This window comes from Escherichia sp. WS1451 (assembly GCF_046487365.1).
Classification (GTDB): Bacteria; Pseudomonadota; Gammaproteobacteria; order Enterobacterales; family Enterobacteriaceae; genus Escherichia; species Escherichia coli.
In genome coordinates, this window is record NZ_JBJQJP010000029.1 from 1 (window position 1) to 24,220 (window position 24,220).

The following is a 24,220-nucleotide window of genomic DNA, read 5'->3' on the forward strand; positions in this document are numbered from 1 at the left end:
CGCACCACCCCGTCAGTAGCTGAACAGGAGGGACAGCTGATAGAAACAGAAGCCACTGGAGCACCTCAAAAACACCATCATACACTAAATCAGTAAGTTGGCAGCATCACCCCATCGACGCGCTGATTTTATTTTTACGTTTGCCATGCGCTATTGCAAGCAAACCTCTGATGAAGATCAGATGCTTGAAGGAGTCAAAATGAGCCCTTTTCTGGAGAAGGCTGCAAAACGGGTGAGGATACTTGCTGGAATCAATGTGAAGATCTGATTCAATCCCACCCGCTATTACTGAATGTGTTTCATGATTAGCCACACCATCCTGCACTTACAATGCACAGAAGGAGTGAGCACAGAAAGAAGTCTTGAACTTTTCCGGGCATATAACTATACTCCCCGCATAGCTGAATTGTTGGCTATGCGGTTTTATGGGGCCCCGGTAATCTTTCTAGTCGCCAAACTTGAAGAAGATTATCGGGGTTTTCGCTTTTCTGGCTCCTGTAAATCCACATCAGAACCAGTTCCCTGCCACCTTACGGCGTGGCCAGCCACAAAATTCCTTAAACGATCAGCAATCTACCACTCACTCCTGAGATAAGCAAGAATGTGAATATTTACGAAGTCGCTCTGCGTTTCAGCTCTGATTCAATCAGTTTTTCAAGCATCTGCGCCTGAGTAATACCTTCCTCATCCGCCAGTTCACTCAGCCTGTCTTTTAACCGGGCCTGAATAACCGCATGAAAAGCCTTATGAGTGTTGCTTCTGCGAGCCAGAGAAGCTCTTTGCCTCTCTCTGGCCGGAACAGGGTTACCTTTCCGGTATGTACGCTTGGTGCCTGATGAGGAAGTCACTGCATTTTCTGTCTGCGACATCTCGCCTCCTCAATTCTCAAACAGGGATCGTTTCGCAGAGAATACTACAGTTTTTTGAAATCAGCGACTTGAAAGTTGTGACGATGATCTGTGTTGGCGCACAAATCATGTCTGATTACGACCGTTTAATGTGATTTTGATAATGAAATGACTGAAAAGCTGGAAATGCCTTAGCCAGGGTGCCGGCCCCGGGCGGGACCGGCTGTTTCTGGTATATAGGGTGTCTGCCCCTGAAATACCTCACACTTCCGGAAAGCGGGGACTTCCGTCCCCGCCCGGCAGCTTACTTCCGTGCTTCGTAGGCCAGAGTTACCTGCACCACTGTATTTCCTCTGTGAATATTCAGCTCACATAACCGTTCCCTGAATATCAGTGAAAAACACAACACCGTGGCGCACACGGCGAGCAACCCGATAAGGGCATATTTCGTCATAAACTTTGACCTCTCAGCAAAGAAGAGGCTACAATCAGTAGTGTTAAGGTACTTCATGCAGACCTCACGAGTTAATGGATTAACGAGTGGGGTCTTCGCATTTCTGGTACCTGCGTCTTGCCTGAACCAGAAAGGCTCAAACACCCGCCGCGATAATACCACATTCCCTGTTGCTGACTATTACCCCCATTTGCCTGTTTTTGTTACAAAAACGCCGGGAGCGGGGGAAAACTTACTTTTTCCCGTTTCCGGGGGGGACAACTGAGCATTGCGAACGCGTCAGCTACGATGTTCCGGTGATTGCTGATCAGCCCCTGTTGTATTCATAAACTAATTAACATTCATTCTGTCTGGTGCATAAATCTGCCCGTGAACATCTGCAGACAATACCGGCCATGAAAAGATAAATAATACCAGTGGAATATATTTCCTCATGTTATTCTCCATATCAGATAAATGGCACCTGTATTTCAGCCCCCCTGAATATCGCAGCACACATTGAATAAGACCTTATTTTGTGAAATTAATCACAAAATATAAAATCGCGACTTAATACGGAAAAAACTCTGTGCTACTCAGAACTGGCCGGTCATACTGCCCGACCGGATATTAAAAAAAGCAAATCTCATAAACTCCTTTCAGCCTTCTGACTCCTGGAGTAATGAAGGCTGCTTTTTTCGTTACACCCTTCCCCGGCAGCGCCGGTGGCAGTGTTCAGCCCTTTTCCGGGCAAACTGTTGCCAGTCTGTCCGGGGAGCTATGCAGGCAGCCCGTCGCCATGCTTCTGCCGCTTCCATCCAGCGTCCACTGACCTCCAGAATAACGGCCCGCCCGCCGGCACGCTGGTAACGCCAGACCTGACCGTTCCGTGAACTGTTTCTGAATCCATTCATTTTTCTGCTCCTCCCTTTTAGTCGTCAGTATTATTGTGGTAAATAATTCAGTGGACTGGCTTCCTTTCGGGTACGGAAGTTATTTCCTTTTAAGCCTTATTGTTTCAGCCTCCCCGGTTTCCGGGGAGGCTTTTTTTATTTCCCATCAAGCACGGCCTGAAGTTCTGCCTTTGTCCGGTTCTGGCGGCGAATTTTCTCCAAACGCCCTGCCGCATACGCTTCCTCCTCCTGAGAAATATGCTCCGTCACATACCCTTCCGTGTCATACCGGCAGGCACCGGCTTTCATGGCACACAGATAGCTTTCTGAACGGGTGATGGCCTTCAGCGCCCGGCGCAGTTTTTTATGCGAGAGCGGGATATTCCGCTGCGCCACGTCTTCCAGTAACACGTCCCGGATACCGCAGGCCAGAAGCCGGGGCGTGTTACCGTCAAACAATCCCGGCCACCAAGGTTTCAGAGTGTTCACCGCCTCATCCAGCGAGGGCAGCGTCAGATAAATGGACAGCGCCTGTCTGGCCTGTGCTTTCTTCGCCGCCAGCTCTGCTTCCCGGGCAGCCTTCTCCGCCAGTTTCTGCTTTTTCACCTTCCATTTTGGTGGCGTGGTGACATTGATGATGGTTTTCCGGCTCCGGGTCGGTGTTTCCCCTTCCGTTTTCCGTTTCAGTGTCAGTACCGGTCGTTTCTGCTCTGTCATGATTGCCCTGACCTTTGTGAAAATATGTCCTCCAGGTCGTTGAAACTACTCACTATGATATTAAGCTGACCTCAACGACCTCTGACATATTAATACCGACAATTAAAGATGTTTTTTAAACCATTGCGTCTGTACTGCCGCCACACGTTCAAAAAAAGCGCCTTTATAAATATCATAATGGCATGCGTCAGCTTCCTCGTATAATTCCTTAGTACCAGAAGCAACAGCATCATATAAGGCTCTTCCTTGTTCTGGTGGATTAACACTATCCTGGCCGGCAATAACAACCAAAACTGGGCACTGTACTTTGGCTGCGCTCTCTGCCGGTTTATATTGCAACGTCTCCATAACCGTAAGGAAAGGTATTTTTATATCCATTTCAGGATACTGACCTTTTACCTTCTCGAAGAATACCTTTGATTCATTATCACTCAGTACCCGGGTAACCCCCACAAACATCTCTTTCCCGGTATTTTTCTTCTTTTCTGCCATTTTATTCAGCGTGGACAGAAAAGAAGCTTTCTCCAGTTCATTCATTTCTCCGGTAACCAGAACCTCACCGTCAGCAAAAGCCAGCTGGCTGACAATACTTTTCACTCTTTTATCCTGCGCAGCTGCATTGAATACATGACACCCACCCAGCGATGTTCCCCATAATCCTATACGCTGATTATCAATACATACCTGCTTTTCTGCCCAATTGATAACTGAAATAATATCTTCGGTCTGCATTGCCGGAACCAGACGACCTCGTTCCCCTTCACTCTCACCGAATCCACGATAATCAAAAGTAATCGTTGCAAACCCGGCTTCTGTAAACGCATTCGCAAAGGAAGGCAGCAGAACATTCCGGATACCGCAAAATCCATGGCATAAGAGAATCAAAGGATGTTTTATATTTCCTTCCGGGACACGAAATGTCAGGGCAATACCTTCAGGGAGTTTGTGATCCGTAATTTTCATAAATATCCTGTGTTATGTTGTTTATTAATAAGCAGAATCAGCGCCAGCATCATACCAGTCACACAGCCAGAACGCCCAGCACAGTAAGATGACAGGCATAGAACGTCGGGAAAAAATCCCCGTACCAGAAACGGGGTAGTGATTTCCCTGTACAGGACACCAGACCAACAGTCAGCACCGTCATCACAAGGCCGGCCACCGCCGCTGCATCACTGGTGGCAAGGTTAAGCGCCGGAATAACAGCCAGCAGGCAGGCGACCAGCGCCAGACGTTCCATTCTGTCTTCCGCCCGGTACAGCCTGTGGCTGACTGCCAGCATCAGCAGCCCGGCAATGCCGTAACTGGTGCCGGAGAAAGGCAACCACATTGCCAGAAGCAACATGGTCTCTGCGGAACGCCACCAGGTGCGCGTTTCACACCATGTCAGCACCTGTGCCGCAACTGCAAAGGCAAACAGGATATTCCCCTCATACCAAGGAAAGCCGGCCAGATAATATGCGAACTGGGCAATCACCGCCCATCCCCACAGCCGGTTAATGGCCTCCTGCCGGATATGCGTATGACGGGACAGATTCAGCCCCCACACCAGGGCAAACAGCGGAAAGGCCCCACGCCCGACCAGAAACATCCACGACTGGTCCAGATGCAGAATGCGGTTTGCATGGTCCAGAACCATCAGCACCAGTGCCACCGTTTTGATGATATCCCGCTGTCCGGGTGACCAGACCAGCAACGACTGCAACCAGGTATCGGTCCGGGCAGCCAGTGAATCATTACGTGTTGTGTTCGTGTTATCCGTTGTCATCAGCGTTTATCTTCCTGTGTCAGTCTCCGCCCAGGGTTTTCTCTTTCTGCAGGTCACGAACCATATCCCGCTCCATCTGCTGCAGTCGCTCCTGCAGCAGATTTTCCCGGGCAACCTCCCGGACCGCTTCCCGCACCCGTTGTGGTTCACGCAGTACACTCTCCGGCAGCGCGGCTTCCCGTTCAGATATGGCAGACCGGTCACGCTCCAGCCCGGCAATATCCCTGACAGCCTGCTCTGTTTTGCCGTCCGGCAGGTCAGGTTTGTTCTCTGCCATTTTACGGACAATTTCATCCGCACGGCGTTCCGTTTCACGGCGGATGGCCTCTTCAGCCTGCCGCTGTGCCAGTACCTCTGCCGTGACCGGTTCGCCATTTCCGGCTCCCGGCTGAACGCTGTTGTCCGGGATATCCCCCCACACGCGACCACCGGTGATGGTTCTGGGATTCCACGGACGACCTTCACCGGCGATTCTTACCACCACACCGCTGTCAGGATTATCACGGGCAATCCGGACACCATCCTGCATATTATCAGCCAGCAGGCTCTCTCCGTTACGGCTGCCCTGCAGGGCCACGAACTGCGCATCCCCGCTGCCTTTCACCCGGCCTTCACCACTGAAGCCCCGCAGCCCGTTTCCGTCATCCGTGGTCAGCGGGTTCAGCCAGATACCAGCTGACTTGCCGTTACGGTCAAAAGCCGGCAGTGCCACATACGGCTGCGGATATTTGCGCCCGGGTGCAATAAACCGTGCAGGACTGTCTCCCCCGGCCAGCCCTGCCTGACGGAGAACGGCACGGCCGGCCACCACGTCCCGCAGCTCCCGCGCCGTACTGAACAGCCGCTCTGCATTCATGACCTCCCGGTCCGATTTCGGCTCTAGCACATCGTGGGCAGTTCCTTTCTGTACGGCATTGTTGATGGCATCCGTCCAGCCCTGACGGTTATCGGTGTACACCTGCACATGCTGCTTCATACGCGACAGGGCCACGTAGGCTGACTCAAAGCCGGCCATCAGTTTCCGGTTACCTTCCGTGCCTTCAAGCGCGATGGCAAAGGTTTCACTTGCCCCCTGCGCACCGTGGGCGGTGATGGCATAAGCCAGGTCAATATGTTGCTCTGCCCGCTCCTGACCTGGGCGAATCACCCGGGTCTGCTGTCCGTCCGACAGCGTGACACTGTCACCGGAAACCGCTGTCACCGTCCAGACGCTGTTGGCCACATAACCTCGCTCCCGGTCACTCTTCGTGAAGCGCATCCGGTCACCGGTTCCCACCCGGATGGTGTCCGGGGTGTACAGTGTGACGCCTTCAGCCACCGCCTCCCGGGGCGAAATCAGCCGCGTGTTACCTTCCGCATCCTCCAGGGTTATCAGCCCGTCATCCTTGCTGATACCGGCAATCCGGTGATACACACTATCCACCAGGGCAAGGGCATCCGGGTTATTCTCCCAGGTGGAGAGACGACGCAGTTCTCCGTCACGTATATTCGCTGTGTTCAGGACAGGCACCATGACCTGCTCTTTGCCCAGCTCACCGGCCTTTTCCCGTGCATCATGAATCATGCTGTTCAGTACGCGCCGGTCCTCATTCAGGTGTGTGACAATCAGCGTCTGCTCCCGTGCTTCCGGTGTCCTGCCGGTATAGTCGCGGACAATGGCTTCATACAGTGTCATGGGGATATCCGGGAAAGCCTCGCCTTTCAGCATCGCCTTCTGCTGCGCTTCTGCCAGTTTCGCTTCCTGGCTGTGACTGAACTCCGTCACGGAGTGCTCCGGTGCCCATGCGCCCTCCTGACGGGGAACCTGAGACGGTTTCACACTCTCAAGCCCGGACAGTGCCCTTTCCACATCCCGGTTAATCAGGCTGTATACCGCCTCCCGCAGTTCCGGCGTCTGACGCACAATCTCCTTCATGATGACCACATCGGCAGCACTGCGCGTCTGCTGGAGACGGAAAGGCTGACCGGGCGCGATGGCCTGCAACTGGTCCGTGTCACCACTGGCCACGGCACGACCGCCACCGGCCGCAATCAGGGCGTATGCCCGTGCCATGTCGGTATTGCCCACCATAGAGCTCTCATCGAGCAGGAACAGCGTGTTGCTGAAATTCGGCGTTTCTCCGCTGCGCTGCAGCAGCTGCGTGTCATGCAGAAAGGACGCCAGCGTCTGTGCATCCACGCCGGCGCTGCGCATCTCACCGACCGCACGGTGCGTGGGCCCCAGCCCCACGACACGGGGACGTTCACTCTCCGGCAGCATGTTCACGGCTGACATCACCGCCCGGAACTGTGTGGTCTTACCCACACCGGCATAGCCCTGCACCACCGTGAAACGGTCGGACGTTTCCAGTATCATGCGGGTAGCGGCACGCTGTCCTGATGTCAGTTTCTCCATGAGTTCGCCAGGTACTCTCTCCATCAGTGGCGTGACCGCCTCCTTACCTTCGAGAATATGGCGAAGAATGCTCTTTTCTGCCTCATACGACGCACGGGAAACCAGCAGGCCTGTGCCATAGCCTTTTGCCACATCCACATACAGTAAATCACCGCGTTTTATCTGCGCATTGATTTCCCCTCCCAGTTCAGTAAAACTGGTTCCTTCTGCAGCAAACGACTTCGCCTCTGTCAGCAGGTCCACCATGCTGAAGGCCAGGTTTTTACTTTCCACCACAGGAAGCGCCAGATGAATAGCCTGCTGTGCCGGCGTGTGAAGCCCGGTTTTCTGCAGACTGATAGCGGTTTCCAGCAATGTCTCACCGGCACGCGCCTTTATCTGCTCAGAAACCACCGTAAAGGAGGGATGGCGGGCAAGTTTTTCCGCAGTACGGGTTTCATCCAGTGAGGAATACAGCCGGACATCACGACCGCTGCGGGCCAGACCGTTCAGGGTGGCGTTGTCCATTGCCATCTGTGTGACGGAGGCAAAAACCTTCGCACTGTCGCTGACGGAATGCCCGGGCGTTTCCACCCAGCCGTTCTCCAGCTTCAGTGCCATGAATGGTGAATCGCTCACAGGCAGGGAGGCCGGTTCAGCCCGCCCCGGCACAACAACCGTCATCGCATCTTCACTGACGGATGCCACCTGCAGGCGGTCACCGCCGGAGACGCGGAGTCCGGGAATTTTCCCTGTCACCCTCAGTCGCTCGCCGTCTGCCACCGGCATTTTTTCCGGCCGGAACAGCGACCAGCTGCTGTCCAGGGAGGAAATACGCACCACCTGCGTTTCATCCTGCGCATCCCGCAGGGTCAGGCTGTTACTCTGCGCCGTCACCCGGTCGATAACATAGCGGTCATGACTGCGTGTCTCCGGGTTCCACTGCTCCATCACCATCCCCGGACGGTACATATCCCGCAGATAACGGCTCCGGCTGTCCAGCCAGACCGGCGACAGGGCGGTCATGGTTACCTCCGGGCGTCCGAGCACGCCCTGTGTTTTCAGCTCACTGCGAATGGCCTGTGTCAGTATGGCCTGTTCCCGTACCCCGCTGACCTGTGCCACGCTCTCTTCTCCGGCTTTCACGCTGGCAGCAAAATCTCCTGCCAGCCGGGCATAGCGGACATTACGGTCCGGTTCACTGATGATGGTGGCCGGCCGCTGTTCTCCCCCCTGCCAGCGATATGTGTTCACCCCGGCATCTTTCATGGCCATCAGTGCACTGCCTGTACCGGTTCGCTGCCCGCTGTCGGTTATCAGGACCTGTACGTTATGACGTGCGGCACCGTCCAGCAGGGTTAACGTCTCTTTCAGGGAGAGTTTTTCGCCCTGGTCAACGATAACAGTATTGCCCGGCGTGAAGGCCATGCCCTCCTGCAGCTGACGACGTCCGGTTATCAGCTCACCGGACAGCCGTTCATCCTGCTTCAGGTTCATCTGCGAGCGACGGTCAGCGGCGATAATCTGCACCTCCCGCCCCTGCTCCCGGGCCATCATGACCAGCTCCGCCACCCGCTCACGCTGCCCGGCTGCACCGCCCTGCCCGGACACAATAGCCAGCGACGGGCGATCCTGTGCCAGAACACTGACCGCATCGCTGTAACCGGCCGTCCGGGGGACACTTTTCTCCGGATGTACGGTCACCCGGTTCTGTTTCATGATGTCACGACTGAGTGCCCGGACTGACAGCTCATCGAGCACATGAATCCCGGACGTGAACAGCCCCTTCTCACGATCGAGGGGGATAAGCTGCTCACGGCTGATGGCCTCATCGATACCGGCGCGTGCCCGTTCAATCACACCATTTTCCGGCGGCAGTATGCCGACCGTTCTGGCCAGCACGTCCGTGTACGTAAACTGCACTTTGCGTTCACTTAATCCGGCAATGGCCTGTGTCACCGCCTGCTGCACATCCGGCCCGTCCTGTGAAGCGGGTCCGGGCGTCTGCGTGCGGGTCTCCGCCCGTTGGTCCGCCGCGTCACGATACGCCCGGATGTCGAACCCGGTTTCCTTCAGCGTCTGCATCCATTCAGCCATTCTGACTTCAGGATCGACGTGCTGTTTGGATTTTCGCGTATCCAGTGCCGCCACATCCCGGGATTTCAGCGAGGCGTCTTCCCCGACGGCCTCCCGGATAGCCTGTGAGCGTCCGGAGAAGGCCTCCACCGGTACGCCCGGCATCTCCCACATACCGTGCTTACCAACCACTTCCGTTTCATAGCCTAGCGCCTCAACCTGCTCTTTCAGTTTTTCCCGGTAGAGCCTGCCGAAGGCAATCTGATTAGCGTACACATTCTCAATGAACCCCGTTTTCCCCACTTTGTCACTGCTCAATGTCTTCCACTCGCCGTTATGCTGCGTGACATTGGCCACTACCGCATGTGTGTGTAACTGTGGTTCCTGATCGCGACTGGTGTCGTGGTTAAACAGTGCCATCACCAGATTACCGGTCAGCACCGTTTCTGACTGTCCGTCCGTCATAACCCGTGTGGAAGCCAGCGCCTCCACCTGACGGACAGCAAAATCCACGGCCTGGTTATGTGCATCAATAAGACGTTTATCACCGCCTAACATGGCCATCACGGAGACACTTTTGGGGGCGGAGAAGGTCAGGTCGTAGCCGGGACGATGCTTATTACTGCCATCCTGCATGCGGCTTAAATCCGCTCCGTCCGGCAGCTTCCCCTCCAGAAGACGGGTAAAAACATCCTTATCGACGCTGCCCTGCAGCCCCAGCTGTTCAGCCCCCCTGCCGGCCCAGCGTTCTCCCATGCTGCCCAGCACATAGTAATTATCCTTGTCGGTATAATAGTTACCGGCACTTCCGGCCGATCTGACCTGCGCGATACTCATCATAAACGTATATCCCTTTGACATATCCCGGTATCAATCCCACAATGGATATACACAAGACATATCCACATAAGGAGGCAAATAATGGAAACCACCGTATTTTTCAGCAACCGCAGCCAGGCGGTCAGACTGCCAAAAGCGGTTGCATTGCCGGAAAACGTAAAACGCGTTGAAGTGATTGCTGTCGGACGAACCAGAATCATTACGCCAGCCGGAGAGACATGGGACGAATGGTTCGACGGACACAACGTCAGCGCCGATTTTATGGATAACAGGGAACAGCCCGGCATGCAGGAAAGGGAGTCATTCTGATGCTGAAGTTTATGCTCGATACCAACATCTGCATTTTCACGATAAAGAACAAACCCGCCAGCGTCAGGGAGCGTTTTAACCTGAACCAGGGGAGAATGTGTATCAGTTCGGTCACCCTGATGGAGCTGATATATGGTGCAGAAAAAAGCCAGATGCCTGAACGTAATCTCGCTGTGATCGAGGGATTTGTTTCCCGCATTGATGTTCTGGATTACGACGCTGCCGCAGCCACACACAGCGGCCAGATAAGAGCAGAACTTGCCCGTCAGGGACGCCCTGTCGGGCCATTTGATCAAATGATCGCAGGTCATGCCCGCAGTCGGGGACTGATTATTGTGACTAATAACACCCGGGAATTTGAACGTGTGGACGGTCTGAGAATTGAAGACTGGAGCTGACCTGTTCATCAGAAATCATCTCCCGGCTCAACATCCTCCCCGCGCTCCCGGTGCACATTGATGTTCACCTCTTCACGACGCTGCATCTTCTGCTGGATATCCGGATTCTGCTCCCGTTGCCATGCCTCATAAACGGCCATATCCACCACTTCACCGGATTCACTGATCCCGGGTGGCAGTTGCTGTTCCATCTCTTCTTCCGGTTTCATTTTCAGCTCCTGCTCGATCCCCCCTGCCGGAACATTCACACCTGCATCTGACTTCTTATCGTTGATGGCAGGAGACACCGGCTGTTGCGGCTGTTCAGCCTGAGTCACGTCTTCTCCGGAAACAACCTCCGGGACATCCGGTTCGAAGAGGCTGGCCATCTGACGACCTTCTGCTTCCCTTGCGGCAAGTACGGCACTCAGACGGTTCTCCATTTCCGGGTTGATGTCACGCGGAATAAACTCCGGAGCGACCTTCGGTCGTGTCTGATATTTCAGGGAGAGTTTTACTGCCGGATACGGTCCGGGCAGGGTGACATAACAGGTCAGATCCGGCAGAGACTGAATGTCGGAATAACTGACCAGCGTCTGACGCTCCATATCCTTACCGGTCGATACCCCGTCACGTACCGGATCAGCACCGTAGGAATACTGCTCGCTGGCTTTCAGGTGCTCTTTCTCACCAATTTCACCGGCAGCGAACTCTGCAATCTTATGGCTGGGAGAACGGAAAAAGGCACGGGTGTTCATGACGTCAAACAGCGTGGCAGCCGCTTTCTCACCGTAGATATCTTCCAGCTGGGCATAGGACTGGATACCAAACACATAACAGCCACCGAACTTACGGGCTTCCGGCAGGATCTCCACCAGGTCCGGCAGTTTGTGTAACGTGGGTAACTCGTCACAGAAAAACCACACACGACGGTTACGGTTTTCTCCCATTGCCAGCAGACCACGAATAGCAATGGACAGCCACATGGAGATCACCGGCTTCAGGGAGGCATGGGTGTCGGCGTTCGACGAAATAAACAGCCAGCCGTTTTTCTGATCTTCCCGGACACCACGCATCCAGTCACGGATGGTGAAGGGCTCACCGTTATGCTCAATCCCCTGCAGGTAACGGATGGCTTTCACGTAGTTGGTCAGCACAGCACGGATGGATATGGCCGTTTTCTCGATTTTCTCTTCCACCAGGTTGGCCGCCGGTGAATTACGCAGGAAGGTACGCAGCTTTTCAATTTTGATGGAAAGCAGTGTGTCCACCAGTTTGCTGTAGCTGCGGTTGGGGTCATTACGCATCAGGTATGCCGCTTCCGCAAAAATGGTACGTCCTGAACCCTGCCAGAACGGGTCCTCTTTTGTCCCCATCGGGATCAGAGTATTTGCGGTATTATCAAAATCTGGCTGTGTCAGGCACTCCTTCCACAAATCCCAGGCAGCACAGCGTGCATCCAGCGGATTCAGGATTTTATCGATGGAGGGATCATAGTAACTTTTAACAAATTCCCCCGAACGGTCATAAATCACCACCATATCACCACGCTGACGGGCGTAGTTGGCCAGACGACGGATAACCTCCGACTTACCGGCCCCGACAGTGCCGTGCAGACAGAAGTTCTGGATTTCAGAATCCCGGATAATCGGCAGATCGCCAATCCGGATATCGGAATCCTTGCCATCTTTTTTCAGCATCCTGGCCACCTCTTTCGGATTGTCAGTCAGCTGACGACCACCTGTGATTTCATTTTCGCTCTGTTGTTTACCCTGACGCCCCAGAATCCAGGAGACAACAAAGAAGGTGATCAGGCAGATAACCAGGGCCACGACAGACGCCAGAACGAATGCCGACCATAACTGCTCACCGCACCAGATCATATATTTATCATGCAGTACCTGAGCCGCGTTCATCCGGAAGGTTTTGCCGTAATACTGGATCTCATAGACCGGCTGGGACCTGATTAAATCCCGCATGCCTTCCAGCGTGGTGCACCACCAGTAAATGCAGCCATTCACAAACGTCTGCCAGCTTATTTTTACCCATAAAACCAGACCAACTAGGATCCAGAAAAAAATAAACAGGCAGTAAAGTATGATATTGGCGATCTGACTGAACATGCGGATACGCATGGACGCAATCTGACCGCCCTGGGTCATATCCTTTGCGTTAAAACTCATGATGATATTCTGAAGAAAGAAAGTCAGTCGGACTGATTATTAATGATGAAAAGATTAATAACCGTTAAATTCCGGCTTCGCCGGCAACACTTCACGGTCGCACAAAGAATTTGCACAACCGCTCAGTGTTTTCATATTTATTTCGGAAACGCCGGGGAGAAATAAAATTTATTTTATTTCTCCCCGGGGTTGGACAACGAGCAAAGCGAGGCGTCAGTCAGGAGGCCGGTCAGACCAGCCTCCGGAAGATAATCAGAGAATATTTGCGATTGATTTGGCCAGCTGGTCTTCGAGAACAGGCTTCGCCTCTTCAAATTTCAGGTTAACCTTGTTCGCATTTGAGACCACACGGGTCTGGTATTTATGCTGGTTACCTGTTTCAGTACTGGTCTGAATTTTCGCACCTGATGTGCCCTGACGCAGGGCGGCAACATTATCCGTTGTCACCGTTGCCTTAGTACGCTCTGCAATCTGCACATCCGTGATCATGGTATAGTTCACATCTTCCACCATCGCATCTGCAGCCATACCCACCAGACCGGCAGCAAGGCCCACACCGAGTGTGGCACCGGCAGAATTGGAATTATATCCGGTGATACCGGCACCTAACGCTGCACCAACTGCTGCGCCTTCATAACCACGGTTCAGCCATCCCTGAGACTCCCGCAGATCCATCTTATCGGCCTTCAGCACATTCGCCTGAATCCAGTAGTAGGCTTTATCCGGAGAAGTCACCACCTGATACCCTTTTGCTTTCACAGCATCAGCAATTTTGCCCTGCAGCCCACTCATGTCTTTATCAGACGTGTTTTTGATCTGCAGAAATACCGTGCGTTCGCTGGCGGGTTCAAGCCAGATGGTCTCACTCATCTGAGTCTTCACCTCAAGGTTACGCTTCTTGATTGCTGTGCTCATCGCACCACACCCTGAAAGGGCCAGAGTGGAACTGACCAGTGTAACCATCATCAATTTTTTTGTTTTCATCAAATTACCTTTTTTACAAACTACAGTTTTCTTATTGCCTGTCATAATAGTCCTGCCAACGAGTCCCAAAAGTATTTCCCGCTGAATCAAAGCCTCCATGCATAGGATATCCGGTTGAAGGGTTATAGTAGATCGTTGGGGTCTGTTCAATGCCCCCGAAGTCTAACTTTTCACTCCCATCATATTGGTCTTTGAGTTGATTTTGCCCCCATTTTTTTATGCTTATGCAACCACTAACTTGCCTTAATTCGTATAGTGTACCAATGATAAAAACCATCAGGCTTAATAACGGAGAGAGTAAGGAAGATACTGGCATCGTTATATACCAAACGCCTTTACTAAACTTAAACTCATCCGACACATCCCGTTTTTTTCGTATTTGAGAGAACAACCAGATAAACAGTCCCTGCCATAGCACTATGAAGAACAGCATAAAAACTGTTTCGGCATTCCCCCAATCAGCCAGATAACAGGCGATAAACTGTATCACTGTTACCAGAGCAATATGGGCTAAACATCTCATTATCATCTCCCAAACACAGTATTATTGCTTATACTTATCCTGATACTCCTTTGCCCTTTTCATCAGTTCCTGTGGACTGTCAGCCCCGGGCATTCTTTCCTGAGCCGACTTTTCTTCATTATATTTATTATTCTGAGATAATGCCTCTGTTTTATGGTGATTCTGCAGTTCAGAATACTGTCCTCTTACAATATTTTCCTCGCCACGTATGCTGTTCTGAGTATCACCTATATTCCCTTTATATTCTGTGACCATATTATCAACCTGATGTTTTACATCATTACGGATATTACTGTCCTGCGTTCTTTGCTCAATAATGGCCTGATGTCCCTGATGGTCAGCAATAATATCCTGACTGCCTCCACCCGAAGGTACGCTCTCCATTCCTTTACCAATATCGCCACGGGATTCCCGCCAGGCATTATCAACACCAGGCTGTATCTGTTCCTGCACAAAAGACCAGGCCATTGCCCGACGGCGTTCTGCAATCTCCGGCGAACTGGTATTTGTCAGAATAGCTTCGGCATCCTGCGGTGCGTGTTTCATCACATACTGTGCAAACTGTTGCGACAAATCTTCGCTCATCTGCCCACTCATGCTTTCAGTACGGGATGCCATTTCAGCATATTCATGGCTGCGGGTCATATTCGTCGTGTACTGGTCGTAACTCTGTTTCGCTGAATTCAGGGCTGCAGACAGTTGATCCACCCGGGAATCAGCATTATTGTCAGTATGGCTGCCGGATTCACTGACTTTGCGACTGGTAAAGTAATCGCTGGCCTCTTTAAAGTCCTTACTGGCTTTAGCGTCAATATCATGACGAGCATCATAGCTGGCCCGTGAACCACTGCTGGCCTGATGCGCATCATCATCACTCCAGTCAATGCCAGCCCGACCACCACCTCTAACGCCTAATCCTCCACCAACACCAAGAATTTTAGGTTTAACCCCCCATTCAGCATGAGCATCTCCATACATCCCGGCAGAAGCTCTCGTACTTCTGGATGCCAGTTCCTGAGTCGCCTGCTCATTACTGATATTATGCGCCTTCGCATAGCTTTCCACTGCACTGCGCATACGGCTGGCCATCATGGAGTCCTGTGCACTCATCGTACTGTCAGCACCACTGGTGACAGAGTCACTGCTCCCCCGGTTAGAACCAAACTGACTGAGCGTGTTCCAGGCACTGGCAATACTGCTGCTGAAACCATGCAGGGCACTTTCTGCTCTGTTCGACGCCTCCCGGGCCATTTCCTGTTGTGCCACTGCAATCTGACGCGTTGCATTGATACCGACCGGTAAACGGGACATCGCTCCGCTTGCATCCATCACCATATTACCGTCACGGGTCTGTGTGGCGGTTGCGCCACTGCCGGTCTGGTACATCATCTGACCAAACGACGTGGTGCTGTTGGTGCTCCAGCTGAAGCCGTTCACGTTTTCCGTCTGCATGTTGCCGTAGGAGTAATTACCGTCAACCACACTACCTGCCGCACTGGCAGTCGGGCTGATAGCAGAGGAAGCGAAATGGCTGTACACACTGGAAAATCCGGCCCCAAGCCCCCTGACCATCATCCAGGATAATGGCGGGATCATCATGGAAAGATACCCGACAGTGGAAGCCAGATCGGAGTATTTCAGTTGTATCTGTGAAATTTCAGAGAGCACCACCGGCGCACCATTCTGTTTCGCATAAAATGTCATGGCACTGTTCAGAATGGCGTACAAGAGTGGCCATGACTGCAGCCACATCAGGGCAAACACATAACCTTTCAGGACAGACAGCGTCAGTTTGTTGAATACAGCCGCCAGTACCAGGAGCGGGAAAATACCGATGGCGATCCCCGTCAGGATGGTCTGCGTCATGGGCAGTGTCCGCATCGCCACATGACCGATGGAGACATGTGCCAGACGTTGTTTCTCCATCGATGACGTGGTGGCCAGATTCACCAGGCTGGCCGAATCACCATTACGTGCGGCATAACTGGTGATCCCCTCCTTCAGCGCATTGATGGTGACATTCTGGCGGATGATCTGGCTGGCTGATTTACTTGAGCCATAGAAGTAACTGTAACTGTCGCCAATCAGCGTACTGAACAGCAGGTTAGGATCAGGGCGTCCACCAAATAGCTGCTGGGCATAATAATGCCAGGTTTTTCCGCCACTCTGTGTGTCCAGATTCAGCTTGTCTTTCAGCGAAACCGACGCGTCCTTACAGGTTACGAAATTATTATTACTGTCATAAACGCCCCGCAGCGGGCTGGGGCGGGAAAAAATCAGCGTGTAGGGATCAGCGGAGGCCATCAGCTCCTCCAGCGTGTATTTGTGGTTCAGGTAAATATCCCCCATAACACAGTTCTGCACATAATCCTGGAAAAGATTGGCGATTTCCGGATTGCGGGACAAAAAGTCGGTGCTTTTTGATACCAGTTCTGCGCCAAACAGCATCCCCGTTTTGCTGTAGGTGACACTGTCCGGTTGCGTGAAGATCATCTCGTAACTGGCCACCATTGCATGCCCGATACGGGTCGTCAGTGAAAGTGGCATCGCCAGTCCGACCGGCACATTATCCACCCGGTGAACTTTGACCAGGTCACTGTTATCAATAATCTGCACCGATGTGCGGACATTAACCAGCAGGCTGATAAGCACAAATACGGCCACCCAGCCCAGCAAATCCATCACGTTGTGCCGCTGTACCCACATTACGGCCACCGCGAGAACAGACAATGTGAGCGCAATTTTTTCAATGGAATCCCACGTCCTGGTTCCCATAAAGGCGGCAATGGCGTTCAGGTTATTCCGCAACCACTCACCACCGGCAATCACATAAACTTCATTCACCGCGTGCTCCCTCCGAAGTGATAGTTGTTTTGGTAACGACTGAGCATGCGGGCGGAAAGCTGCTGACGCATGTAGCTCATCTGACGATCGACAACCAGCAGCGCATCCTGCTGTACCTGCACCTGTGACTGAAACGCCGCAATCTGCCGGGTGGCATCATTCATGTTGTCGTTAATATGTCCGATAACCGCTTCGTCATAATTTCCCGTGGCCACCATCGCCCGGGCCTGCTGTATCAGCTCCTGAATGTACTGCAGCAGGATGTCGTAACCGATATAGTCCGTCAGCTGGTAAATCATGCTGTTGGAAACTCCGAGCATCTGCGGGTCAACCAGGTATTTGAAGACGGGGATGGTGGTACTGGAAATAAAGCCTTTTTCCTTGTCATCCAGAGGCGTGTCACTGACCGCCTTGTTCTGAATGCTGGCCAGAAGTTTAGTAATCTGAGACTTCAGTGCATTATCCCGGCTGATAGTCACCGGTGTGTCTGCCACCACTTTCAGGCATTTATCAGAATCGTTGCAGTGATAAATTTTTGCTGTGCCGCCTTCCATCATGGCCCGGATAATTGAGCGGTCAGTGGTTCTGGCTGACAGCGGTGTGATTTCGCCGTTGGGACCAAACACCAGTGAGCCGGTCAGCGTCATCACAAATTCTTTCAGCTCTTTGTTGCCGTCAAACATTCTGTTTTTGGAAAGCGCATTCCACATGATGTTGATGTTTTTGGTCACCCGCTCCTTATCCTTGTCGCTGGCTTTATCCCTGACACTGTCAGATTTCCCGCCAACGGTACATCCCTGCCGGGAAGCCGCCCAGTCAGCAAAAATATTGCTCTCACCGGCAATGTCCTGACAGACTTTCTGCTGGGACACCTGCGTCCGGGGGAAAAGCCCGCCGATAATCCCCTGTGCAGCCTGGCAGGAACTGAGGTTCATACTGTTAATGTCGCTTGCCATTTTCTGCACGAAGTCTTTTGCGGTTTTTATTTCCGGCACCGTTGTCTGCAGGGCAAGGTCAAAAAAGTAACCGGCAGCATTGCTCATAATCTGCTTAACAAAACGCTGCAACTGCTCACCATTAATAAAACTGAACGAGCCGAGATAGGCGTCGATGCCGCCACATCCAGCATTGATATCCGGCAGCGTCATGGAAATTAGCTGAACATTTTTGACCTGAGTACGGGCATACAGGGAGCCACCGTAAGCATAGCCGGCGGCCTGCCCCTGCCAGACGCCCGGCTGTGTGGTATTGGAAGCAAATCCCAGCTTATTAAAGAACTGATTCATGTCGCTGTTCACATCCGCTGACGCTGCAGGCGTCACCGTCAGTAAGGCGGCACAAAGAACCAGAAGAGGTTTAATGCGTGGCATCATTCTTGCCCTCCCTTAATGTGTTCTCCCGGTGCATACGACATTTCAGCAGGAATATCTCGATATTTCCGTATATTAATTCGTACATTGGGGACAGAAAAAAATGTAACAAGAAACCCGGCTGCAAGCGCATATAACGCATACGGAATGGCATATATCAGGATATTCCACATATAACTCGAATTATTTAATTCCGGGTCCGCTTTCCACGAATCAATACAGGCATCAAAAATAATATCCATAACTGTCCATAAAACAATTCCGGCAGTCAGGAATACCAGAGACAACCCAGCATACCTGCCAGTAATTCTGGAAATGTATTTATAATCTCGTTCTGTACTTCTGATTTTGAGCTCAGGATTACTTTTATTTTCTCTCATTATAAGTTCCCTCTGATATTTCCGATGATTCATTCAGACCGGTCATGCGGCTGTAATATATTTCAGACACCGAAATCCATCCCACAATTGCCCCCACAAAAAACACAACAGAAACAGAAAAGGTAAGACTCAGCGAAACGACAATTTCTACAGGGCTGGCGGGATAAAAAAGCCCCTGACGGATAAAGGGGATATTCAGGCTGACGATTATTCCCGTCACGATGCCGGATATTCCGGCAATGAGTAACACCACCTGCTTATTTCGCACCTTTTTTTCCTCCGTACATCTGCAAAACGGTATCCACCCGCGCCATAAAACCGGCGGCATCCGTTGCCCCCTGTAAAAGCGGTAATGCCTCAAGCGTGTTGACGTTGACCAGGAAGGTGGTCGGTGTGGCCACCGGGATATTCGGGAAGAAGGTCTGCATCACCTCCGGTGGCACCGGTAATGCTTCAGGAAAGGCCGTATCCCCCTGACCATCCAGGGTGTAGGAAAAAACGGAAAAGCCGTACTGCTGTGCCAGCTGTTTCAGTACCGGGTCAAACTGGTGACAGTAAGGGCAATGCCCCTGCATAAACAGCACCACCTTCCAGTCGGCCAGGTTAACCTGCCTGCCATTACTGAGGCGGAACCAGCGGGGAGCCGGCTTTGCTGTCCTGGCTGACGTGCCTGCTGCCGGTTGTGCAGGCTGCGTAGCCATACCCTGCGGATTCCAGAGTCGCTCTATTTCATCCCGGGTGGAGGCCTGCACAGCAGCGGCGCTCAGCAACAGGGTGAACAGCAGTGATTTAGTGAGAGACATGTCCGCCCTCCTGCTGCCCTTCCATCATGGCCTGTTGCCTGGCTTCCAGTGCCTCACGCTCTTCCCGGCTGACACGGGCAATCCATGCATCCAGCACCTGGTATGCGCCGAACAGTACGAGAATGGCCGCAATCAGCTCCGCCAGAAAAAAAGCCATCCAGGGTTTGCTGTAAACAAGACGGGCGACGATATGAAACCAGACACCCAGGGAAAATACCCACATTCCCGTAATATCAAGCCGGGGTAAAGAGAATCTGCGTTTACTTATCATGTTAAACTCCGGTTATTATTTACATGAGAGTATTCATGTCTGTAATATTCGCGTTTGTGTGATATTAATCAGAGGTACAAATGGAAAAGCGATCTTTTAAAGAAAAACTGGAAATAATCAGAAACATAATAAGAGAGTCGTTACCGGGAAATGCGGCAATTATTGCGCTGATATATGCAGCATCACATTCATTACCGGTCAATGCCTTCCCTGACTATCTTGTAATAAGTTTATTAAGTATCGCAGCAGGCATCGTTGTATTATGGTTATTTTCAATTATCTATATTTATTTTTGTGAGCTATTCAGAAGCCACTGGATTGCGGTATGGTTTATCATATGGTCTTCAGTAATCAACCTCATTATTTTGTATGGTTTTTATGACCGTTTTATATGACTTAGCCTGTCATAAGCCCCCTTATAAAAAACCACATCACTCCGGACCATACCGATGACAACACAATACAGATAAATATTCTTCTGAACCTGTCGAAGCTCGTAACGTCCGGTAATGCGGCCGCAACTATTGAAACAACCAGTGCTGCGCCCTGACTCATAATTGCACCACACAGAAACCAGAGACTGGCGGTAAGCACATATAAACACGCGATATTAATAACAAGGAAAACCAGTGAGCTCAGGAGAAACATTTTCCTGTCATTACGCTCAGAAAAGAAATAACCGGCAATAATGACAAATATTAACAGAACAACACCTGTAAACATTTTCAAATAATCTTCACTCATAAATCAAATCCGCGATTAAAAATTGGGTTTAAAATCTTCAGAAACGTTCAGGAACTGTTTTGCCAGGTCGTCCTGCGAAATAAAGCCGTATGATAACGGGCGAATACTGCCCTGTTTCGGGTCAACCAGCATCATGGCCGGGAAATATTTCACGCCGAGGCGCTGCGCCTGCCCCTGGTCAGTCCGGGAATCCGGCAACAGCGGATTAATCACGCCATCCACGGAAACGGGAATAACACTCAGACCATACGTATCCCGGAAGCCATTAATGACCTGCGCCAGTTGCCCGTCGATGGGGTCCTGCCCCCGGTAAAAAAACATGATGCCGTAGTGTTCAGCCAGTTTCGCAATGGCCTGTCGCTGCTGCGCCTGGTCTGCTGCCAGCTGGTTCCGTACCGTGCCGTTGTAATGGCTGTACTGCAGGTTATAGTCCAGTTCAGGATGTGCCAGCATGGCCTTTCTGGCGCTCATGGTGAAAAGCCCGGCCTGCTGAGTCCAGTAATTTTGCAGCCGGAAATATTTCACAAAATTATCCACGCCGGGATACAGAATGGCTTCGTACAGCGCCCGCTTTGTTGCCGTCTGCAGTGCGGCCAGTTTCTGCATAATATCCGGTTCCTGACGGGGGGCTGCAGGTACAGGTTTATTTTCTTTTTCCTTCGGATTTATTTTCTCGTTATACCACTGCCAGCCTGCATCTTTTCCTGACGCCGGAAAAATAAAGCAGCAGAGTAACAGTGGCAGTAATGCTTTATTCATCTTCATTCCTTTCATCACTTTTTCTTTCATCAGGTTTCTGCAGGTCAGTCAGGGCAGAAAAACAAAAATACAGAATAAACAGGAGCACACCGGAGTAAAGGATAACGAAAGCAGCGGCAAGCATCCCGTCTGCCGTGGTTTCTTTTACCGTATCCCACGACCAGATAATTACCGGAGAAATGACAATCGCTGTAATCAAAAGCCGGATAAGAAAATCAATAAAACGGTTCGACGTGAATATGACTTTCATCATTTCCCCCGGTTATTTCCCATACCTTACTGTCCTGCCTGTTTCAGCTGGTCAGCAATCTGCTCTTTCACTTTCTGCGTCAGAACGCCACTGTCCGGGATTTTCTGGTTATTCATCAGGTCTTCGTAGAAGTTAGTGAAATCCAGTCTGTTGAACTGAATTTTCTGCAGCTCATCAACCGTAATCCCCCGACAGTCAGGATGCTTCGCACTACCAAAACTGATACGCAACTGACCGTTGCGCCCCTGCTGCTGGACTATCTGCGCCAGCTTCGAATCAAACTGACAGTAGCTGCGTTTTTTCTCCAGACAGACACCCAGCACTTTCTTCGAACAGAACTCCCCGACGCTGACGGTCAGTTTGTTTGATTTTGCTTTAGCCAGGGCCTTTTCATCACTGCTGCATTTGGCCAGCCCGATATCCTGTCCCCAGCCGCTGTCCTTACAGCAGTTGCTGTATCCGGCTGCAGCCTTCTTACAAAATTTCGCCTGACCGGTGAAAGCACGGACATCCCCCCCGTTCAGCGCCGCAACATCCTTACCTGCTGCGGCCAGTGCCGCCAGCTGAGAAACGGCTTCGGCAAAATCATTACTCTGCCCGCTCTGAGCCTTATCGCATTCGCCATCGAGACAGAATACGTCTCCCCCACAGACCATCACTTTCCCGGATGTTTTTGACTCACAGGAGTACGTGGCATATTCATGCAGACAGGCACCTTCTTCGGAGTAAAAGGCACACTGGTGTGACACCAGGGTACAGGCAGGATTGTCGGTGTAGGTCTGACAGGTTCCCTTGTCTGCTGACTGCGTGACATACGTGTCCCGGTATGCCCAGCAGCTCTGGTACATGCTGTATGACTGACCGTCTTTCACCAGCGTCCTGTTCCCGCCAGCCTCCGTACATTCTGTTTTTGTCAGTTTCCCCAGCTCCTTGCTGAACGGGCAGCTTTCAGACCAGACAACATACGGGGTGTACGAGGCTTTTTTTACCCTGACAACCAGACGCAGCTTCATTGCCGTATGACGTTTGAATTTTGTATTCCCGACCCGGACGGGGTGAGATGACGTAAAAGCCACACCGGCAGTCAGTGTTTTCTGTACTGGTGTAAATGAGGCATCTGCTGAGTATTTGGCATTCCAGCTCAGTGGGGTTCCCAGTACTGTAATTGTCATAGGTACACTCTTCTGCAAGTAAGTACGACTCCAGCTGTAATGCGCATCGACAATTTCACCGGTAACGGGAGAGGTAATGGAGACAACATACTGACCATTCACTTCACGTGCAGGTAGCTGACTCATTTCATACTCCAGCGTCCGGGTTTCCCATGTGGTACTCCCCTGCAGCTCCATACGGGCAGTTCGTGTGCAGTACTGCTCCACCTGTAAATCCCGCTCACAGGTGTAATTCGTGTATTCACTCCTGCTAATCTCCTGCGCACTGCACTGCTGCCCGGTGTTTCCCACAATGCTGTCAGCCCGGTTCACCACATCCCTGCCGGTCTGGATAAACGGTGCATCCGGTGAAAGAATGTCTTTCGGCTTGTTCATGAATGACTCTGTAATGGTTTTTCCGGTTTCACCGGTCGCCCATTCCGTGGTGCCGTCATTTTTCAGGCCGCCATCCCCGCCGGCAGTCACGCCACCGTAATATTTTGTCTCGTCCGGATTCGCGTTATAGCCGGGGATACTCTCCTGTGGCTTAAAGCCCTGAATACTGCTGCTTCCCTGCCCTTTGATCTGGTGAGCAAAATCAGAACCGGCCCGGTAATCACTGTTGCTGTCAGCCTGTGCCATGCCGGCAACCAGAGCCAGTATCAGAGGTAAAATACGTTTCATTTCCCGGAATCTCCTTTCCCTGCCAGTAAATCATGAGCCACCTGCCGGCAGTCACCCGTGGCGGCCACTTTCTCCAGCGCCTGGCCGACCCGCAGGTTTCCCCGGATGATGTCGTATCCCTGACTGCAGAACACCACCAGTGCCGGTACAGTGCGAATGCCGTACTGTGAAAACAGCGTCGGGTCGATCTGAACACCATCAGTCGCTCCGTCTTTCACCAGGGACAACACAGCTTCAGCGGTGGTCTTCAGGTCATTGTTCACCATGCCCCGCAGTGTGGCCGGAATACCGTAGTGCCGGGTTTCGCCCAGCATTCGTTTCAGCCCCTCTTCGGGAATGGAAAACGACACAAAATACAGAGCACCCTGCCGGGGTTTCCCGTCCTGCGAAGCCTGCTGTTTACGAACCAGCTCATCCAGGAAATGGTTATCTGAACGCTGAAGGGGGGTTTCCAGCACCTGTTTCTCCGCCCAGGCTTTCAGCTGATGGTCAGGTTTTTCACGCAGTTGTCTGCTTAAATTTTCCTGCTGCTTCAGGAACTGGCGGTTTTCAGGAGTGTTCACGTTTTCTGACGCCATAACCGCCCCGTTCAGCATCATCAGCAGTGCTGCCAGAGATTTCATACTCAGCTTCATCATT

At 52.0% G+C, this 24,220-nt stretch carries 26 protein-coding genes and 1 pseudogene; 3 read left to right on the forward strand and 24 right to left on the reverse strand.

Annotation, left to right across the window (positions count from 1 at the left end):
* The 10 genes and pseudogenes from ACJHX7_RS23370 to traI all read right to left on the reverse strand — a co-directional run.
* Nucleotides 1-56, reverse strand: a 56-nt coding sequence (locus ACJHX7_RS23370) for an IS1 family transposase (protein WP_097491765.1), incomplete at its 3' end; no start/stop codon positions are given.
* A gap of 249 nt (nt 57-305) precedes the next feature.
* Complete coding sequence (gene tap, locus ACJHX7_RS23375) at nt 306-380, reverse strand: RepA leader peptide Tap (RefSeq protein ID WP_001442103.1); 75 nt, start codon at nt 378-380, stop codon at nt 306-308.
* 231 nt (nt 381-611) lie between these two features.
* The gene (locus tag ACJHX7_RS23380; protein WP_000083845.1) at nt 612-869 is read right to left on the reverse strand and encodes a replication regulatory protein RepA; all 258 of its coding nucleotides are present in this window, start codon (nt 867-869) and stop codon (nt 612-614) included.
* Between the two features lie 283 nt (nt 870-1,152).
* Nucleotides 1,153-1,359, reverse strand: a complete 207-nt coding sequence (locus ACJHX7_RS23385) for a Hok/Gef family protein (protein ID WP_001351576.1) — start codon at nt 1,357-1,359, stop codon at nt 1,153-1,155.
* A gap of 303 nt (nt 1,360-1,662) precedes the next feature.
* A pseudogene (locus ACJHX7_RS23390) lies at nt 1,663-1,737 on the reverse strand (endonuclease); the annotation flags it as partial.
* 245 nt (nt 1,738-1,982) lie between these two features.
* Nucleotides 1,983-2,195 carry an ANR family transcriptional regulator gene (locus tag ACJHX7_RS23395; protein ID WP_001299730.1) on the reverse strand — a complete coding sequence of 71 codons (213 nt, stop codon included), beginning with the start codon at nt 2,193-2,195 and terminating at the stop codon, nt 1,983-1,985.
* A 135-nt stretch (nt 2,196-2,330) separates the two neighbouring features.
* Complete coding sequence (locus tag ACJHX7_RS23400; protein WP_000139315.1) at nt 2,331-2,891, reverse strand: fertility inhibition protein FinO; 561 nt, start codon at nt 2,889-2,891, stop codon at nt 2,331-2,333.
* A 102-nt stretch (nt 2,892-2,993) separates the two neighbouring features.
* Nucleotides 2,994-3,854, reverse strand: coding sequence for an alpha/beta hydrolase (locus ACJHX7_RS23405; protein WP_000704513.1), 861 nt, complete (start codon nt 3,852-3,854; stop codon nt 2,994-2,996).
* A gap of 58 nt (nt 3,855-3,912) precedes the next feature.
* Nucleotides 3,913-4,659, reverse strand: coding sequence for a conjugal transfer pilus acetylase TraX (gene traX, locus ACJHX7_RS23410; RefSeq protein ID WP_000205749.1), 747 nt, complete (start codon nt 4,657-4,659; stop codon nt 3,913-3,915).
* A 19-nt stretch (nt 4,660-4,678) separates the two neighbouring features.
* A complete protein-coding gene (gene traI, locus ACJHX7_RS23415) occupies nt 4,679-9,949 on the reverse strand; it encodes a conjugative transfer relaxase/helicase TraI (RefSeq protein ID WP_000986963.1) in 5,271 nt (1,756 codons plus the stop codon).
* Nucleotides 9,950-10,030: 81 nt separating this feature from the next.
* Here traI and vapB point away from each other — a divergent pair, with 81 nt between their 5' ends.
* Complete coding sequence (gene vapB / locus ACJHX7_RS23420) at nt 10,031-10,258, forward strand: toxin-antitoxin system antitoxin VapB (RefSeq protein ID WP_000450520.1); 228 nt, start codon at nt 10,031-10,033, stop codon at nt 10,256-10,258.
* A complete protein-coding gene (locus ACJHX7_RS23425) occupies nt 10,258-10,656 on the forward strand; it encodes a type II toxin-antitoxin system tRNA(fMet)-specific endonuclease VapC (RefSeq protein ID WP_000911313.1) in 399 nt (132 codons plus the stop codon). Before vapB ends, ACJHX7_RS23425 begins: the two co-directional genes overlap by 1 nt.
* An 8-nt stretch (nt 10,657-10,664) precedes the next feature.
* On the opposite strand, the gene traD is transcribed toward ACJHX7_RS23425, so the two are convergent.
* The 9 genes from traD to traQ all read right to left on the reverse strand — a co-directional run bounded on the left by traD (nt 10,665) and on the right by traQ (nt 19,993).
* Nucleotides 10,665-12,818 (reverse strand): type IV conjugative transfer system coupling protein TraD, encoded by a 2,154-nt coding sequence (gene traD / locus ACJHX7_RS23430; protein ID WP_000009324.1) that lies wholly within the window; start codon nt 12,816-12,818, stop codon nt 10,665-10,667.
* A gap of 252 nt (nt 12,819-13,070) precedes the next feature.
* Nucleotides 13,071-13,802, reverse strand: a complete 732-nt coding sequence (gene traT, locus ACJHX7_RS23435; RefSeq protein ID WP_023565183.1) for a conjugal transfer complement resistance protein TraT — start codon at nt 13,800-13,802, stop codon at nt 13,071-13,073.
* Between the two features lie 31 nt (nt 13,803-13,833).
* Nucleotides 13,834-14,331 (reverse strand): entry exclusion protein, encoded by a 498-nt coding sequence (locus tag ACJHX7_RS23440; RefSeq protein WP_000605857.1) that lies wholly within the window; start codon nt 14,329-14,331, stop codon nt 13,834-13,836.
* Between the two features lie 15 nt (nt 14,332-14,346).
* Nucleotides 14,347-17,169 carry a conjugal transfer mating-pair stabilization protein TraG gene (traG, locus tag ACJHX7_RS23445; RefSeq protein WP_410231707.1) on the reverse strand — a complete coding sequence of 941 codons (2,823 nt, stop codon included), beginning with the start codon at nt 17,167-17,169 and terminating at the stop codon, nt 14,347-14,349.
* Nucleotides 17,166-18,539, reverse strand: coding sequence for a conjugal transfer pilus assembly protein TraH (gene traH, locus ACJHX7_RS23450; protein WP_001517790.1), 1,374 nt, complete (start codon nt 18,537-18,539; stop codon nt 17,166-17,168). Before traH ends, traG begins: the two co-directional genes overlap by 4 nt.
* A complete protein-coding gene (gene trbF, locus ACJHX7_RS23455; RefSeq protein ID WP_001389370.1) occupies nt 18,539-18,919 on the reverse strand; it encodes an F-type conjugal transfer protein TrbF in 381 nt (126 codons plus the stop codon). The genes traH and trbF overlap by 1 nt, the downstream gene beginning before the upstream one ends.
* Nucleotides 18,906-19,247, reverse strand: a complete 342-nt coding sequence (gene trbJ / locus ACJHX7_RS23460; RefSeq protein WP_001443031.1) for a P-type conjugative transfer protein TrbJ — start codon at nt 19,245-19,247, stop codon at nt 18,906-18,908. Before trbJ ends, trbF begins: the two co-directional genes overlap by 14 nt.
* Complete coding sequence (gene trbB, locus ACJHX7_RS23465) at nt 19,177-19,722, reverse strand: type-F conjugative transfer system pilin assembly thiol-disulfide isomerase TrbB (protein ID WP_000059851.1); 546 nt, start codon at nt 19,720-19,722, stop codon at nt 19,177-19,179. Before trbB ends, trbJ begins: the two co-directional genes overlap by 71 nt.
* Nucleotides 19,709-19,993 (reverse strand): type-F conjugative transfer system pilin chaperone TraQ, encoded by a 285-nt coding sequence (traQ, locus tag ACJHX7_RS23470; protein ID WP_000624109.1) that lies wholly within the window; start codon nt 19,991-19,993, stop codon nt 19,709-19,711. The genes trbB and traQ overlap by 14 nt, the downstream gene beginning before the upstream one ends.
* 80 nt (nt 19,994-20,073) lie before the next feature.
* On the opposite strand from traQ, the gene ACJHX7_RS23475 reads away from it, so the two are divergent.
* Nucleotides 20,074-20,388 carry a hypothetical protein gene (locus tag ACJHX7_RS23475; protein WP_001324103.1) on the forward strand — a complete coding sequence of 105 codons (315 nt, stop codon included), beginning with the start codon at nt 20,074-20,076 and terminating at the stop codon, nt 20,386-20,388.
* A gap of 1 nt (nt 20,389) precedes the next feature.
* On the opposite strand, the gene trbA is transcribed toward ACJHX7_RS23475, so the two are convergent.
* The 5 genes from trbA to trbC are packed head-to-tail and all read right to left on the reverse strand — an operon-like array spanning nt 20,390 to nt 24,216.
* Nucleotides 20,390-20,737 carry a conjugal transfer protein TrbA gene (gene trbA, locus ACJHX7_RS23480; RefSeq protein WP_001287910.1) on the reverse strand — a complete coding sequence of 116 codons (348 nt, stop codon included), beginning with the start codon at nt 20,735-20,737 and terminating at the stop codon, nt 20,390-20,392.
* A 15-nt stretch (nt 20,738-20,752) separates the two neighbouring features.
* A complete protein-coding gene (traF, locus tag ACJHX7_RS23485) occupies nt 20,753-21,496 on the reverse strand; it encodes a type-F conjugative transfer system pilin assembly protein TraF (RefSeq protein WP_001030377.1) in 744 nt (247 codons plus the stop codon).
* Complete coding sequence (locus ACJHX7_RS23490; protein WP_000864318.1) at nt 21,489-21,746, reverse strand: conjugal transfer protein TrbE; 258 nt, start codon at nt 21,744-21,746, stop codon at nt 21,489-21,491. Before ACJHX7_RS23490 ends, traF begins: the two co-directional genes overlap by 8 nt.
* 26 nt (nt 21,747-21,772) lie before the next feature.
* Complete coding sequence (traN, locus tag ACJHX7_RS23495) at nt 21,773-23,581, reverse strand: type-F conjugative transfer system mating-pair stabilization protein TraN (protein ID WP_000821838.1); 1,809 nt, start codon at nt 23,579-23,581, stop codon at nt 21,773-21,775.
* Entirely contained in the window at nt 23,578-24,216 is a 639-nt protein-coding gene (gene trbC / locus ACJHX7_RS23500) for a type-F conjugative transfer system pilin assembly protein TrbC (RefSeq protein WP_000777700.1), read from the reverse strand. The genes traN and trbC overlap by 4 nt, the downstream gene beginning before the upstream one ends.
* Nucleotides 24,217-24,220 lie beyond the last annotated feature (4 nt).

Bases quoted from the DNA above. Each gene is read 5' to 3' on its own strand.
- ACJHX7_RS23405 (WP_000704513.1), bottom strand. From the start codon at position 3,854: ATGAAAATTACGGATCACAAACTCCCTGAAGGTATTGCCCTGACATTT.
- traN (WP_000821838.1), bottom strand. From the start codon at position 23,581: ATGAAACGTATTTTACCTCTGATACTGGCTCTGGTTGCCGGCATGGCA.
- trbC (WP_000777700.1), bottom strand. From the start codon at position 24,216: ATGAAGCTGAGTATGAAATCTCTGGCAGCACTGCTGATGATGCTGAAC.
- traF (WP_001030377.1), bottom strand. From the start codon at position 21,496: ATGAATAAAGCATTACTGCCACTGTTACTCTGCTGCTTTATTTTTCCG.
- ACJHX7_RS23395 (WP_001299730.1), bottom strand. From the start codon at position 2,195: ATGAATGGATTCAGAAACAGTTCACGGAACGGTCAGGTCTGGCGTTAC.
- ACJHX7_RS23490 (WP_000864318.1), bottom strand. From the start codon at position 21,746: ATGAAAGTCATATTCACGTCGAACCGTTTTATTGATTTTCTTATCCGG.
- ACJHX7_RS23385 (WP_001351576.1), bottom strand. From the start codon at position 1,359: ATGAAGTACCTTAACACTACTGATTGTAGCCTCTTCTTTGCTGAGAGG.
- traT (WP_023565183.1), bottom strand. From the start codon at position 13,802: ATGAAAACAAAAAAATTGATGATGGTTACACTGGTCAGTTCCACTCTG.
- traX (WP_000205749.1), bottom strand. From the start codon at position 4,659: ATGACAACGGATAACACGAACACAACACGTAATGATTCACTGGCTGCC.
- ACJHX7_RS23440 (WP_000605857.1), bottom strand. From the start codon at position 14,331: ATGATAATGAGATGTTTAGCCCATATTGCTCTGGTAACAGTGATACAG.
- ACJHX7_RS23380 (WP_000083845.1), bottom strand. From the start codon at position 869: ATGTCGCAGACAGAAAATGCAGTGACTTCCTCATCAGGCACCAAGCGT.
- traI (WP_000986963.1), bottom strand. From the start codon at position 9,949: ATGATGAGTATCGCGCAGGTCAGATCGGCCGGAAGTGCCGGTAACTAT.
- ACJHX7_RS23475 (WP_001324103.1), top strand. From the start codon at position 20,074: ATGGAAAAGCGATCTTTTAAAGAAAAACTGGAAATAATCAGAAACATA.
- traQ (WP_000624109.1), bottom strand. From the start codon at position 19,993: ATGATAAGTAAACGCAGATTCTCTTTACCCCGGCTTGATATTACGGGA.
- trbJ (WP_001443031.1), bottom strand. From the start codon at position 19,247: ATGCCGCCGGTTTTATGGCGCGGGTGGATACCGTTTTGCAGATGTACG.
- ACJHX7_RS23425 (WP_000911313.1), top strand. From the start codon at position 10,258: ATGCTGAAGTTTATGCTCGATACCAACATCTGCATTTTCACGATAAAG.
- trbF (WP_001389370.1), bottom strand. From the start codon at position 18,919: ATGAGAGAAAATAAAAGTAATCCTGAGCTCAAAATCAGAAGTACAGAA.
- trbA (WP_001287910.1), bottom strand. From the start codon at position 20,737: ATGAGTGAAGATTATTTGAAAATGTTTACAGGTGTTGTTCTGTTAATA.
- traD (WP_000009324.1), bottom strand. From the start codon at position 12,818: ATGAGTTTTAACGCAAAGGATATGACCCAGGGCGGTCAGATTGCGTCC.
- vapB (WP_000450520.1), top strand. From the start codon at position 10,031: ATGGAAACCACCGTATTTTTCAGCAACCGCAGCCAGGCGGTCAGACTG.
- ACJHX7_RS23400 (WP_000139315.1), bottom strand. From the start codon at position 2,891: ATGACAGAGCAGAAACGACCGGTACTGACACTGAAACGGAAAACGGAA.
- traH (WP_001517790.1), bottom strand. From the start codon at position 18,539: ATGCCACGCATTAAACCTCTTCTGGTTCTTTGTGCCGCCTTACTGACG.
- trbB (WP_000059851.1), bottom strand. From the start codon at position 19,722: ATGTCTCTCACTAAATCACTGCTGTTCACCCTGTTGCTGAGCGCCGCT.